We start from the raw sequence: 13296 nt of genomic DNA on the forward strand, positions 1-13296 counted from the left end.
GGCTATACCGGAACCGGCACTGCTTGTAACAGCTCTCTTACTTGAGCTTCGCCCGAGTCGCTATGCAATCCCAAACGATGTAGGCAAACACTTGAAAACACCGCCTGCACATCTTCAGGAATTACAAAGTCACGGCCATCTATATATGCCCATGATCTAGCGGCTTTGGCTAATGCAATACTTGCACGAGGAGATAATGAAGCCGCAAATGAATGACTGTTTCTCGTAAAGTTTACCAATTCAATAATGTAATCAACAATCGGTATACTCAGTGTTACATCGTTAATTTGTGCTTGAATTTGTTTTAATTGTTGCTCATCAATTCGCTTAGGTAATTGGCTATAGTCACGTTTTTGTAAATTTAAAATTAAACGTTTTTCTGCTTCTTTTGTTGGAAAGCCCAAGCTAATGCGCATCATAAAACGATCTAATTGTGATTCTGGTAGCGGGTATGTACCTGACTGATAAAGTGGATTTTGGGTAGCAATAACAAAAAATGGTTCGGGGAGGTTATACTTTTTACCATCAACCGTGACTTGTTGTTCTTCCATCGCTTCGAGTAAAGCACTTTGTGTTTTAGGACCGGCACGATTTATTTCATCAGCTAATACAACTTGGCTAAAAATAGGGCCTTTATGAAAAGTAAAACTATGTTCATTACTATTAAAAACATTTGTTCCAAGTATATCTGCAGGTAACAGGTCGCTGGTAAATTGAATACGTTGGTAAGATAAGCCAAGTACAGTAGCTAACCCATGCGACAATGTTGTTTTGCCCATGCCGGGTAAATCTTCAATCAATAAGTGGCCTTGACTAAACAGGCAGGTAAGCGCTAATTTTATCTGCTTTTGTTTTCCAAAAATAACATTTGATAAGTCGTCTATGATCGCGGTAACGGTGCTTTGCATGCTAACCTTTTATTATTCTATGAGTTCGAGACGTTTCATTACTGTGTCTACTTTTTTGGCATTAAAAGGTTTTGCTATAAATCCTTTAGCCCCTAGCTCCCATGTATTTTGTACATTTTCTAAACTGTTATGTCCAGAGCACATAACTACATGAGCGTGAGGGTAGGTTATATTAATAAACTCTAAAATATCAGTCCCATCAGAGTCGGGTAAATCCACATCTAAAAATATAACGTTAGGGGATTTTTTATCGATAACCGGTTTTGCAGAGCTAAAATCGCTACTTTCTAAAATGTCTTCGTAACCCAGCTCGGTTAAAATTTGATTTAGATAATCTCGAATTTCTTTTACATCGTCAATGATAAGGATAGGCTCTAGTGGGCGAACAAATTCCATATGTAAGTTACTTCTTTTAATACTACTCAAGTATTTTAATATTAAGCTAAGGCTTACATAACCTCAAGAATGTTGCACAAAAAATCACTCTATAACCCTACTTTAATCAAACTATATGTGTTTAATGATGGGGGTCTGTTGATCTTGCAAGATTAAATTTCATCAGTCTGTGTGGTATTCAGGCAAGTTAGAGCCTAAGAAGTGTGAGGATTACCCATAAATTGACCATAACACAGGAGTAGTTATCGAGCCCACTAGGATACAAAGCTCGCGCCGTCATTAAACAGCCCCATTTTGAACGATTTTTAATCAGTGAAAAACAACAGACCCTAGACCGCCAGCCAAAAGAGGCTTGGCGATGGTATTTCAATCTTATGCGTTATACCCGCATATGAGTGTGCGTAATATCATTGCTTTTCCACTAAAACGTGCAAAAGTGAGTCCAGCTGAAATAGAGTCTAAAATTGCAAATGCCGCTAAAATTCTTAATTTAACAGATTATTTAGACCGTAAACCGGGCCAGTTATCGGGGGGGCAGCGTCAACGTGTAGCGATAGGGCGTGCAATAGTTAGACAACCATCGGCATTTTTATTTGATGAACAATTATCAAATCTTGACGCTTCATTGCGTGTAAATATGCGTCTTGAAATTTCAGAGCTACATAAAAGCTTAGCTACTACAATGATTTATGTAACACATGATCAAGTTGAAGCAATGACAATGGCCGACAGAATTGCTGTATTTAATGGTGGCATTATTGAGCAAGTCGGCACTCCATTAGAGCTTTATCAACACCCAGTAAATAAATTTGTTGCAGGTTTTATTGGTTCACCAAAAATGAATTTTATTGACGTTCCAAATACCGACACTAACGAAACAACAAGCTTAGGTGTTCGGCCGGAGCACTTTATAATTTCACAAGATGCAGGCACATGGGCAGGTAAAGTTGGAGTAATTGAGCGCTTAGGATCAGAAAGTTTTTTACACGTAACACTGACAAATGTCACCACTGTAACAGTTAAAGCCGATGGTGATTGTCCGCTACAATACGGCGATTCGGTATTTTTAACTGCACAAAAAAATAAAGTGCACACGTTTGATACTAATGGGAATACTATAAAAGTTAACAACTAAATTGTAGGCTTACCAATGCCTTCTACTATGAATATAGTATAAGGCATCCGTTATTTCATATTATTGACTTCGGCATTATATAAATAAATGATATATTTATATTAAAGTCGTAGGTTTAAGCCTTTAAATTATAAAAATAAATGTTATTCCTTAAATAAAAGAGGTTTAAGTGGCAAAGTTATCGAACACAGAAATTAGAAGGCTCGATGATGCAGCAAGAGCAGGGTGGTTGTATTACGTTGCGGGAAAAACCCAAGATGAAATAGCAAAAAAGCTTAATGTATCGCGTCAATCAGCACAACGAATGGTGGCTTTATCAGTTAGCCAAGGATTAATAAAAGTAAGACTTGATCATCCCATTGCCAAATGCATGGATTTAGCGCAAAAATTAAAAAGTCGATTTGGTTTAGTTTCGTGTGAAGTTGTACCAAGCGATCCTTCAGAGCCTTCGTCGACTGTCGGCTTGGCACAAGCTGGCGCAGCAGAAATACAACGTCATTTGAAATCAGAAACACCTAAAGTATTAGCGATGGGAACCGGCAGAGTTTTGCGAGCTGTTGTTGATGAACTACCAACACTTGATTGCCCACAACATAAAATAGTTGCTATGTTAGGTAACATGGCGTTAGATGGTTCTGCTTCGCCTTATGATGTTGTGGTAAGAATGGCCGAACACACTAATGCAAAACATTATCCGATGCCACTACCAGTTTTACCGCGTAGTATTGAAGAAAAAAACCAGCTCCATGCACAACATAATATAACAGCCAATTTAAAACTCGCGAAAAATGCAGACGTAACCTTTGTTGGTATTGGTAGCTTAGGTGAAAAGTCACCATTACATATAGATGGGTTTGTTGACGCAGAAGAATTAAAAGAACTGCAAGGCTTAGGTGCCGTTGGGGAAATGATAAGTTGGGTTTACGATAAAAATGGTCAATTACTAGATTGCACTGTAAACCAACGCGTTGCCAGTACGCCATTAGTAACCAATGAAAACAAACAAATTTATGCTATAGCTGCAGGTGAAGAAAAAGTGTTGGCAATATTAGGTGCAGTGAGATCTAATATGATTAGTGGTTTAATAACGAACGAATACACAGCAGAACGCTTACTTAGTATTGATTAAACAATTAATACATACGCTATTTATTTAAAAAGATTTAAGTTAAATAAAACCATATAATGTCCGATACCGTCTAGTATTGGACATAGTAAGAGTGCAATTATGCGCTCTTTCTATTTAATACATTACTACCTATAATTTATATTATGTTAAATAAGATAAATTACTTAGTTAGTAAGGTAAAGTACTTACCTATTTAACGTATATAACGCTCTATTTAACTATAATTTGGTTCAAGTGGTGATTAGCGGTATCCAATATACCGCTAACCTTAATGAGTTTTTAGTTACACCCTAGCTCGTTTGATAAATCAAATAAAGATGACTCTATCGTTTGCGCCTGATTAATCGTTAAATTAGGTAAAACATTAATGCCAGTTCTACTTTCAACTTCATCAATACTGACTTGGGTATTACAGAAATTGTCTCTGCGGCCTGCACTCTGCTGCATAATAAATGCTGATACTTTAATAGTGCTTCCAGATTGTTTCATTACGATTTTAAAATAACCACTGGGTATTGTGTGGTTTTCGTTAGCACGTGGTAAATCTGCAAAGTAATATTCGTACATTGGGCCTGTTACTACATAAAGGTTATTATCATCGTCAACATGATTTCTTACAGCGGTTTCAAGCCTAACCCATGGACCTTGGTTTAATGCAGTAGATTGAGGTGTGATATTAGAAAGCAAATTTGTTAAACGCCAATCGGCTGTATTACTAAATGATGCTAATGGAACCTGATGGCCTCGGTCGGTATTAATTGTTGCGTATGCATCTGTGTAATCACTGGGTTCAAGTGTGTAATGTGAATATAAATCTGGGTCTGCTTTCCAACTTCTTGATCTTGATGGGCCACTCATTGTATCGGGTGTAATTTGGTATGCTACCCAGTCTGCAAATTTGGTATAACGATTATTTTTTAAAGTATAAATACTACGTTCAATCGTTTTGCCGTTATTTAATCCTGTTGGACAACCTTTTAAACAATTAGCAGCATTGGCTGTTAAAGCGATAAATAAGCTTGATACGGTTAATGATATTTTTAATAATGCTTTCATTGTTGTTTTATCCTGTATAAATGAGGATAAAAAACTAACAAGCCTTTGTTACAGATATATTTAAATTTATAAATATATTCAATAATTTAAATAGAAATCATGCATTTAAGACTTAATCATTATGTTTTAATGTTAAAACTTTAGTTCTATTTAATCGCTTAATAAAAATACGCTAAGCCCCCCTATTAATATTTATTAACGTGTTTGACTTAGATCTTAATTTACAAACAAAAAAACGCAGGCAAATGCCTGCGTTTTGTCATTACATAAAATATAATTAATGCAGTGCGGCTGTAAATGGGATGCTTTTACAAATTTCAGCTTCAGCAATTAGTAATTCTTCCAAGCGTACGTCTACTTCTTCTTTATCAAAGTATTCGTAAGCTAATTCAACAAAAAGGTTTTTATGTTTTTCTTCTGATTTAGCAATGGCTACATAAAAATCTTTTTCTTTACCAGCTGGTAATGCTTGGGCAACTAATGAAAAGCGTTCATGCCCACGAGCTTCAATTACGCCGCCCACTAATAACCTATCCATTAAAAACCCATCACGACCGTGTCTAAATAAAGCGCGAATTTGTTTTATATATGGGTCTTTATGGTCATCACCTAGTGTTGTATCGCGTTCAGTTAACAGTTTAAGTACTTGTTTAAAATGAATTAGTTCTTCAAGCGCTAGGTCTGTCATCGCTTTAACAAGTTTGCGTTTGTCTGGATAATGCGAAAGCATTGAAATAGCCATGCCCGATGCTTTTTTTTCTGCAGCAGCGTGATCTTGTAAAAAGGTATTAAAGTCGGCAAGTACCGCTTTGGTCCATTCAAATGGAGTATGGTATTTTAATTCAAACATAATAAGTACTACTTAAAAAATAATGCGAGGATTTTAGCGTATTTTGTATTAAAAATCTTGATGGAGTCGCTAAAATTAAATCTGATAAGGCAAATGTTTATCTATACGCCCTTTCGCTGTCGACTCTATTTTTAAGGCGTGCTTTATATCATTCCACGCAGTGACTTTTCCGCCCATATTCATTTTTTCAAAACCTGTTTTATCGCTTGTTAATTCTAAAAAATCACACAGTGCTTTATAACTTGCAGGTTTAGCTATATCAATGGATAGAAAATCTTGTGGGCGGTGTTTGAAGTAACGTTGAGCTGATTCAAAATGACTGGTGTAACAATTTTCTAAATAACTATCATCGTTAATTTTTTGAAACGACAATTCACTAAAAGTGTTTAAATAACAGCGCTTTATATGAATGTTAAAACCACCATCGGCGCGCGTTAAATTAGTATGCATACGCGTTAAAAGCTGTTTAATAGAAGGCAACCACGCACTTAGTTCGCGCTCTAGGTAAATAAATTTAGAATCTGGGTAGTGCTTATCAAGTACTTGGTAGTCGTTAAATATGGGGGTGTCGGCGATCGCCGTTGCATTTTTAAAACACGTCTGTGTGTAGGCAGTATGCGCCGTTGCAATACTCAGTTCTAAAAACGCATGGCACACACTTGTTGTGCCAGTACGCGGAAGGCCGATTATAAATAGTTTACTCATTTAGCTATTACGGGTAACAAGCAGTATAAATGCGCTAATAACCATGACTAAAAATGTGGCTACAGCACCTATTTGACGATACTTTAATTTTGCCTCTACTATGCCTAAATTATGAAACACGCGCCCTATTAACAGCGCGGCACCCAATATGTTGCAGTAATGGCTAGCGAGGCCTTGGTATTCTGCTAAAAAAAGCAAAATAATTGTAAAAGGTACATATTCCATAAAATTTGCATGAGCGCGAACTGCACGCTGTAGTTTAACATTACCGTTATCACCGAGTGATATTTGCTCTTTTTTACGCACTTTAATTACATTAAAGCTCAGGTAAATGTAATAAAACGCAAGCAAAGCTGCATAAGTTGAAATGATCACAGTGTATTCCTGTCATTTATTATTTGAATATTACATTAGCCGTTAGGCACGTAATTTTAATTTGGGATAATAACATATATTTTGATAAGCATTATCAGAAGTTTAGTGATCAACTATGCTAATGTAGTTAAATAGATTTTAAGCTCACATAAGGATTTTATGTTTGTACCTCGTAAAGTAGCCGATGGTTATCGTGAAATGATAAACAGTATTGGTTTTTATCCCTCGTTATTTTCGATTGGGTTTTTACTGTTTGCCATTATTACCATGTCGCTTGAATATGTAGCGCCGGTTGAACAAATAAAATCATTTATTTCAGTGGTTTTAGTTGATAGCGCTGAAAACGCACGTACTATTTTAAGTACCCTTGCGGGCAGCATAATATCGCTTACCGTGTTTAGTTTTTCTATGGTGATGGTGGTTTTAAACTCCGCCAGTGCAAGTTTATCGCCACGTGTTGTGCCTGGACTTATTACTCGTAAGTCTCACCAAATGGTGCTTGGTTTTTATTTAGGTAGCATAATTTACTCAATTATTATGCTTATTAATATTAATAAGCTTGAAGGTGGCGATACAGCCATCCCCTCTTTGGGGGTTTTATTTGCGCTGGTATTTGGTTTGATATCGCTTGGGTTGTTTGTATTTTTTATCCACTCTATTTCTAAAGCAATACAGGTTGATAACGTATTAAATGGCTTATTTAGACAAACTAAAACAGAGATAAAAAGCATACAAACTAGGCAAGCAGAGTGTCCTTTTAATGACTTTCCAGATTTTACGCAGTGGCATTCAATTAAAAGTACAACAGAAGGTTATTACAAAGGCGTTCACACCGACAAACTGTGTGCGCTTTTAGAGCAAGAAAACATCCGTATCTATATCTCTGTAAATCAAGGTTACTTTACAGTTAAAGGGTATCCGTTTTTAAAATGTGATAAAGACATATCAGCCGATGAAGCGCTAATAGCTAAAATTTTAGACTGCTTTATTTTTTATATAGAAGAGTATATTAGCGATCATTATCGTTATGGCTTAACGCAAATTTCTGAAATAGCGGTTAAAGCAATGAGCCCAGGGATAAACGATCCGGGTACTGCGGTTAAATCTATTGATATGCTGAGTATTTTGCTTATTAAGCGCCTTGAAATAAGCGACATAAATTACTCGTTTAAGCACACCGATAACGAACCGCTGTTATTTATACACGAAACAAGTTTTGATGAGCTATTACACGATAATTTTACGCCACTGCGTAATTACGCTAAAAGCGATGCTTATGTAATGACTAACGTACTTGAAGCGTTTAAAAACATTTTGTTTGTGGCTCATGACGATGAAGATGCGCGCAATAGTTTGTTTAACTATTTAAACGCCATAGTCGATGACATTAATGAGCAAGTGACGAATGAGTACGACAGGCGCGAAATTAAAAATATGCTTAATTCTATTACCCGAATAAGTGAGCAACAAGGTGAGGAATTAGTGGCGCGTTTTGAGCGCCACAAAGATTAATCACAATTTTAGTGACCATTAATATAGTTACTCTATAAAATATACTGCATAGCTTGAAGCAGTCACTTTTATTTCTCCAGCATGGTAGGCATCGGGTACAAAGTTACCTGGTGTACTATCTGCTTTCATCATTGTTTGCTCGGCGCGAATATAAGGCTGAGATGGTACATTCATTGGGCTAAGCGAAGCTGTATAAAGCCCTTTAAGCTCCACCCCGTAATCTTCACTAAACTCTTTTGCTGCATCGCGAGCATCTTTAATAGCAAGCTTTTGCGCTTTTTTATGAAGCTCGTTGTAATTACTTGCTAAAAATTGTGTGTGATTAATTTCGTTAATACCGTTGTTTACTAAGCTTTGTAATAGCTCTGGATATTTTTTTAAATCACTTAGTTTTAAAGTAAGTGTGCGCGACACTCTAAAGCCTTTGAATTCTTGCAACCCCGATGTGCGGTTATACTGGCTTTCACGATTTATTGAAATATGACCTGCATTAATATCCCCTTCCTTTACACCCACTTCTTTAACGAGCTTAATTGCTTTAGCCATTGCGGTATCTGTTCTGTTTTTAGCTGCAATTAGGTTTTTATCAATTTCGGTAATACCAACACTTAGTTGAACATAGTCAGGCATTGTTGTTAAGGTTGCTTCACCTTTAACATAAATATGAGGGGCGTTTGGTGTTGATGCCGCAAGCGTATTAAAGCTAACAGCTGTTAAAGCAAATGCGCTGCCTAAAAAGAGTGTGAGTGATTTCATAGCGTTATCCATTGTATTTAATTAGCTCTATTAAAGAGCCTACGTGGTTAACAAAAAATGAACAAGCACAAAAAAACAGGCAATTGCCTGTTTTTTGTTATTAGCTGTAACTTAACGTACAGCCTGAGTTACTTTAAATTATGACTACCGTAATTAAACACTGCAACGTTTGTAGTTGCGGTATTTTGGCAACCAGTAATTTTTATCTATTGCTGCCCAAAGAGCATCGTCAGAAATTTCTAATGCTACGCCCTCTTCTATCGCTTTTTTAGCAATAGCAAATGCAATACGTTTACTTAGCGTTTCAATTTCTGTTAGCGCAGGTAGTAAACTACCTTTTCCGCTGTTTGCACGCGGTGAAGACTCAGCAAGCATTTCACTCGATACGCTAAGCATAGCATCGGTAATACGTGTCGCTTTAGCAGCAATAACGCCTAAACCAATACCAGGGAAAATATAACTATTGTTACACTGTGGGATAGGGTAAGTTTCACCATTGTATTGAACAGGATCAAACGGGCTTCCTGTTGCAACTAATGCTTTCCCATCGGTCCATTTAATTACATCTTCCGGGTGTGCTTCTACCTGCTTAGAGGGATTACTTAATGGGAAAATTATAGGTTGTTCACACGTTGAATGCATTGCGCGTATTACTTGCTCTGTAAACAAACCTGGCTGACCCGATACACCAATTAATATATCTGGTTTTGCACAGTGCATTACATCCAGTAACGACGCATATTCACCGCTGTAAGTCCAATCACTTAACGCATTAGTTGGCTGTGCTAAAGCTTGTTGGAAATCTCGCAAACCTTCCATTCCATTAGTTAATAAACCAAAACGGTCCACCATAAATACTTGGCTACGTGCTTGCTCCTCAGAGATACCTTCAAACACCATTTGGCTAATAATTTGCTCTGCAATACCACAACCGGCAGAGCCTGCCCCAACAAACACCACTTTTTGTTGGCTTAATGTTGAGCCTTTAACACGACAGGCGGCTAATAAAGAGCCAACCGTGACTGACGCTGTGCCTTGAATGTCGTCATTGAAGCTACAAATTTCTTCACGGTAGCGCTTAAGAAGTGGCATTGCATTAGGCTGTGCAAAATCTTCAAACTGAAGTAAAACATTTGGCCAACGGCGTTTTACCGCTTTGATGAATAGATCTAAAAACTCATCGTACTCGTCTTGCGCAATACGCTTATGGCGTGCGCCCATGTACATTGGGTCGTTTAACAGTTTTTCGTTATTGGTACCTACATCAAGCATTACAGGTAAGGTGTATGCTGGGCTAATACCCCCACATGCGGTGTAAAGCGATAATTTACCAATAGGAATACCCATGCCACCAATACCTTGATCGCCTAAGCCTAAAATACGCTCACCATCAGTTACCACTATTACTTTTACTTTACCTTTTGTCGCATTACGTAAAATATCGTCAATTTGAAAGCGGTCTTCATACGAAATAAACAAACCGCGTGCGCTACGGTAAATATCGGAGAACTTTTCACAGGCATCACCCACGGTAGGGGTGTAAATAATTGGCATCATTTCTTCAAGGTGATCGCGCACTAGGCGGTAATAAAGCGTTTCGTTGTTATCTTGAATTGCACGTAAATATATGTGCTTATTAAGATTGTCGGTAAAGCTTGAATATTGTTGATAACAACGCTCAACTTGCTCTTCAATTGTTTCAAAGCGTGGAGGAAGTAAACCTGCAAGGTTAAAGTTTTCGCGCTCTTTTTTACTAAATGCACTGCCCTTATTCAGTAAAGGCGTTTCAATAAGGCCAGGGCCAGAGTGATGAATATATAGGTAATTAGGATCAGTATTTGTTGTCATATTTCCAGGCTTTAATGGAGTCTTAAGTTATGATCTGTCATTATCAATGCTCAGAATTTAAATGCAATGAACATAGTACTTGTCAGACCATTGAGAATACAAACACGCACATAGGTCGTGTTTGTATTATACATAATTTAAAATTTGAAAGTGGCGTTATTATCAGATAAATCAGAGAGCGCAATGCCTTCGCGGCGCGGATCTGCTGCACCATACAGCTTATTATTTTTTACTTCTACGCCATGCAAACCTGAGTTTAGATCTAACACACGTACTTTATGACCTCGAGCAGAAAGTGCTGGTTCAAGTGATTCAATAACGGTGCCTTTTTCAAGACTGGTGTAGTCATTACGATTAGTCGTACGCGGCAGGTTTATTGCCTCTTGCACAGATAAGTTCCAATCTAGAACGCCAACAACGACTTGAGCAACGTAATCAATAATACGGCTACCACCAGGAGATCCTACAACTAAACGTAAGCTGCCATCTTCATTAAACACCATAACAGGTGACATAGAGCTGCGCGGTCGTTTGCCTGGCTCTACACGGTTAGCAACTAATTTACCGTTTTTACGAGGTGAAAGTGAGAAGTCAGTGAGTTGGTTATTTAAAATATATCCATTAACCATCACCGTTGAGCCAAATGCCATTTCAATTGAGCTGGTCATTGATACCGCATTACCAAAGCTATCAACAATAGATACATGCGATGTAGAAGGCAGTTCATACGAATCATCTTGTGCGTAACTTAAAAAATTAACAGGGTTGCCAGCAACCGCATGCTGATCTTTTTCGGTTATGAGTTTTGCACGTGATTTAATATAGTTTTTGTTTAATAATTCTTGTGTAGGTACCTGAGTAAAATCTGGGTCACCCATATATACATTCCTATCGGCAAACGCAATGCGTGACGCTTGGCTAAAGTAATGAACAGCCTGTTCGCTATTAGGTGTTAGAGCTGAAATATTTGTATGCTCTAGTAAACCTAACATTTGCAAAACAGCCACACCACCACTACTAGGTGGTGCCATAGAACACACATTGTATACGCGGTATTTTATACATACCGCGTCACGCTCTTTGCTTTTATAATGTGCTAGGTCTTGCTGCGTTAATGTGCCGGGTGCGATTTTTGATTTTTGCACTGCTTTAACTATTTGTTTAGCATTTTCGCCTTTATAAAACGCATCTATTCCTTTATGAGCGATGGCTTTGTATAAATCAGCAAGCGGCTGGTTTTTTTTTACGGTACCGGCCTCAATGAGTTTACCATTTGGGTAAAAGTACTCATTTATCACTGGCATACTCATAACACCTGGATTTAGCTGGCGAGCTAACAAACCATGTAATCGAGGCGATACAACAAACCCTTGTTCAGCAAGTTCAATAGCCGGTTTAAATAGCTCATCCCAAGGCAATACACCATATTGCTTATGCGCATTAGCGAAGGCATGTAACACGCCTGGCACACCTACAGAACGTCCGCCAACAACGGCTTCAATCCATTTAACCGCTTTACCATGTTTATTTAAAAATAAGTTCTCATCAGCATTTTTAGGGGCCGTTTCTCGTCCATCAAAGCTGGTTAACTTATTATTTGATTTGTTGTAGTACATCATAAATGTACCGCCACCAATACCCGATGATTGTGGCTCAACAAGCGTTAAAATAAGTTGAGTGGCGATTGCTGCATCAACGGCACTGCCGCCTTTTGCTAATATTTCCCTCCCCGCTTGTGACGCATACGGATTGGCTGCTGCCACCATATATTTATCACCTTTAACAATTTGCTTAGCATTGATTGAGGTAGTGGCTTCTGGTTCACGAACTTCTACTTTTGTGGGTTCTTTTGACAGTACCGGCAAAGACAATACACCTAAGCCAATAGCAAATAATGAGTTAAGTTTAAAATGCATAAAAAATACTAAAAACACTTAATTACAATGGGTAATTGGCATCTTAAAGTTAAACAGGCACAATATGCAAAAATTAATACTAAAAAAATACAATAAAATGCTTAATTTACCTATTCAGCCTCGTTATATTTTACCGCCCCTTTGCCTGATACTTTTTAGCACTATTTTTGCTGCATTTGATTTAAATTATTTACTTGAATTTAACCGCAACTTAGTTGAACAAGGTGAAGTATGGCGAGTGTTCACCAGCCAGTTTGTGCACGCTAATTGGGCACATTTAGGTTTAAATTGCGGGGGGATATTTCTAATTTGGCTATTGCACGGCGAATATACGACACCTACACATTATACCACTAATATATGTTTGCTTGCTCTTTGGTGTGGACTCGGTGTTTATTGGTTTTGCCCTAATATACATATTTATACAGGGCTAAGCGCCCTACTTCACGGTGTAATTATTTGGGGGGCAGTGAAAGATGTCACGTTGGGGCTTAAGTCGGGTTATTTGTTGTTTATAGGTGTATGGATAAAAATAGCGTTTGAGCAATTTAGCGGCCCAAATGCCGACATAGGTCAGTTAATTAACTCAACTGTTGCAATAGATGCACATTTAATAGGCGCTATAGGCGGCACACTGCTTGGCATACCTTTGTCGATTACGTACTTAAAAAATAACGATTAAGCTTTCCAATATTAATAAAAACGCCGCG

General features: G+C 37.7%; 12 protein-coding genes and 1 pseudogene. 4 read left to right on the plus strand and 9 right to left on the minus strand.

Annotated features, from left to right (window positions below; translation table 11 throughout):
• Positions 1-2: 2 nt before the first annotated feature.
• Both ATS76_RS09645 and ATS76_RS09650 read right to left on the minus strand, forming a co-directional pair.
• Positions 3-908 (minus strand): AAA family ATPase, encoded by a 906-nt coding sequence (locus ATS76_RS09645; RefSeq protein WP_058551952.1) that lies wholly within the window; start codon positions 906-908, stop codon positions 3-5.
• 12 nt (positions 909-920) lie between these two features.
• A complete protein-coding gene (locus ATS76_RS09650) occupies positions 921-1304 on the minus strand; it encodes a response regulator (protein WP_058551953.1) in 384 nt (127 codons plus the stop codon).
• Positions 1305-1638: 334 nt separating this feature from the next.
• On the opposite strand from ATS76_RS09650, the pseudogene ATS76_RS09655 reads away from it, so the two are divergent.
• Together ATS76_RS09655 and ATS76_RS09660 are read left to right on the plus strand one after the other, a co-directional pair.
• Positions 1639-2439: pseudogene (locus tag ATS76_RS09655) on the plus strand (ABC transporter ATP-binding protein); the annotation flags it as partial.
• 169 nt (positions 2440-2608) lie between these two features.
• A complete protein-coding gene (locus ATS76_RS09660; RefSeq protein WP_058551954.1) occupies positions 2609-3568 on the plus strand; it encodes a sugar-binding transcriptional regulator in 960 nt (319 codons plus the stop codon).
• Positions 3569-3847: 279 nt separating this feature from the next.
• Here the strand turns inward: ATS76_RS09660 and ATS76_RS09665 are convergent, their stop codons facing one another.
• The 4 genes from ATS76_RS09665 to ATS76_RS09680 form a co-directional block, all read right to left on the minus strand.
• The gene (locus ATS76_RS09665; RefSeq protein ID WP_058551955.1) at positions 3848-4624 is read right to left on the minus strand and encodes a DNA/RNA non-specific endonuclease; all 777 of its coding nucleotides are present in this window, start codon (positions 4622-4624) and stop codon (positions 3848-3850) included.
• A gap of 277 nt (positions 4625-4901) precedes the next feature.
• Positions 4902-5474, minus strand: a complete 573-nt coding sequence (locus ATS76_RS09670) for a tRNA-(ms[2]io[6]A)-hydroxylase (protein ID WP_058551956.1) — start codon at positions 5472-5474, stop codon at positions 4902-4904.
• Positions 5475-5549: 75 nt separating this feature from the next.
• Positions 5550-6179 carry a sulfotransferase gene (locus tag ATS76_RS09675; protein ID WP_058551957.1) on the minus strand — a complete coding sequence of 210 codons (630 nt, stop codon included), beginning with the start codon at positions 6177-6179 and terminating at the stop codon, positions 5550-5552.
• On the minus strand, positions 6180-6554 hold the full coding sequence (locus ATS76_RS09680) for an MAPEG family protein (protein ID WP_058551958.1): 375 nt from the start codon (positions 6552-6554) through the stop codon (positions 6180-6182). It lies immediately after the preceding gene.
• Between the two features lie 159 nt (positions 6555-6713).
• Here ATS76_RS09680 and ATS76_RS09685 point away from each other — a divergent pair, with 159 nt between their 5' ends.
• Positions 6714-8066 (plus strand): DUF2254 domain-containing protein, encoded by a 1353-nt coding sequence (locus ATS76_RS09685; protein ID WP_058551959.1) that lies wholly within the window; start codon positions 6714-6716, stop codon positions 8064-8066.
• A gap of 27 nt (positions 8067-8093) precedes the next feature.
• Here ATS76_RS09685 and ATS76_RS09690 read toward each other — a convergent pair whose 3' ends face one another.
• The 3 genes from ATS76_RS09690 to ggt form a co-directional block, all read right to left on the minus strand.
• The gene (locus tag ATS76_RS09690; protein WP_058552020.1) at positions 8094-8822 is read right to left on the minus strand and encodes an SIMPL domain-containing protein; all 729 of its coding nucleotides are present in this window, start codon (positions 8820-8822) and stop codon (positions 8094-8096) included.
• 153 nt (positions 8823-8975) lie between these two features.
• A complete protein-coding gene (locus ATS76_RS09695) occupies positions 8976-10670 on the minus strand; it encodes an NAD-dependent malic enzyme (protein WP_058551960.1) in 1695 nt (564 codons plus the stop codon).
• 137 nt (positions 10671-10807) lie between these two features.
• Positions 10808-12586: a gamma-glutamyltransferase gene (gene ggt / locus ATS76_RS09700; RefSeq protein WP_058551961.1), complete on the minus strand. Its 1779-nt coding sequence runs from the start codon at positions 12584-12586 to the stop codon at positions 10808-10810.
• Positions 12587-12650: 64 nt separating this feature from the next.
• Here ggt and rrtA point away from each other — a divergent pair, with 64 nt between their 5' ends.
• Positions 12651-13268 carry a rhombosortase gene (gene rrtA, locus ATS76_RS09705; RefSeq protein WP_235590922.1) on the plus strand — a complete coding sequence of 206 codons (618 nt, stop codon included), beginning with the start codon at positions 12651-12653 and terminating at the stop codon, positions 13266-13268.
• Positions 13269-13296: the final 28 nt, after the last annotated feature.

The organism is Pseudoalteromonas sp. 10-33 (assembly GCF_001469195.1).
Classification (GTDB): Bacteria; Pseudomonadota; Gammaproteobacteria; order Enterobacterales; family Alteromonadaceae; genus Pseudoalteromonas.

What these genes read in the sequence shown, in the direction of transcription:
- ATS76_RS09645 (WP_058551952.1), bottom strand. Translation starts at nt 908, where the DNA reads ATGCAAAGCACCGTTACCGCGATCATAGACGACTTATCAAATGTTATT.
- ATS76_RS09650 (WP_058551953.1), bottom strand. Translation starts at nt 1,304, where the DNA reads ATGGAATTTGTTCGCCCACTAGAGCCTATCCTTATCATTGACGATGTA.
- ATS76_RS09665 (WP_058551955.1), bottom strand. Translation starts at nt 4,624, where the DNA reads ATGAAAGCATTATTAAAAATATCATTAACCGTATCAAGCTTATTTATC.
- ATS76_RS09670 (WP_058551956.1), bottom strand. Translation starts at nt 5,474, where the DNA reads ATGTTTGAATTAAAATACCATACTCCATTTGAATGGACCAAAGCGGTA.
- ATS76_RS09675 (WP_058551957.1), bottom strand. Translation starts at nt 6,179, where the DNA reads ATGAGTAAACTATTTATAATCGGCCTTCCGCGTACTGGCACAACAAGT.
- ATS76_RS09685 (WP_058551959.1), top strand. Translation starts at nt 6,714, where the DNA reads ATGTTTGTACCTCGTAAAGTAGCCGATGGTTATCGTGAAATGATAAAC.
- ATS76_RS09690 (WP_058552020.1), bottom strand. Translation starts at nt 8,822, where the DNA reads ATGAAATCACTCACACTCTTTTTAGGCAGCGCATTTGCTTTAACAGCT.
- ATS76_RS09695 (WP_058551960.1), bottom strand. Translation starts at nt 10,670, where the DNA reads ATGACAACAAATACTGATCCTAATTACCTATATATTCATCACTCTGGC.
- ggt (WP_058551961.1), bottom strand. Translation starts at nt 12,586, where the DNA reads ATGCATTTTAAACTTAACTCATTATTTGCTATTGGCTTAGGTGTATTG.
- rrtA (WP_235590922.1), top strand. Translation starts at nt 12,651, where the DNA reads ATGCAAAAATTAATACTAAAAAAATACAATAAAATGCTTAATTTACCT.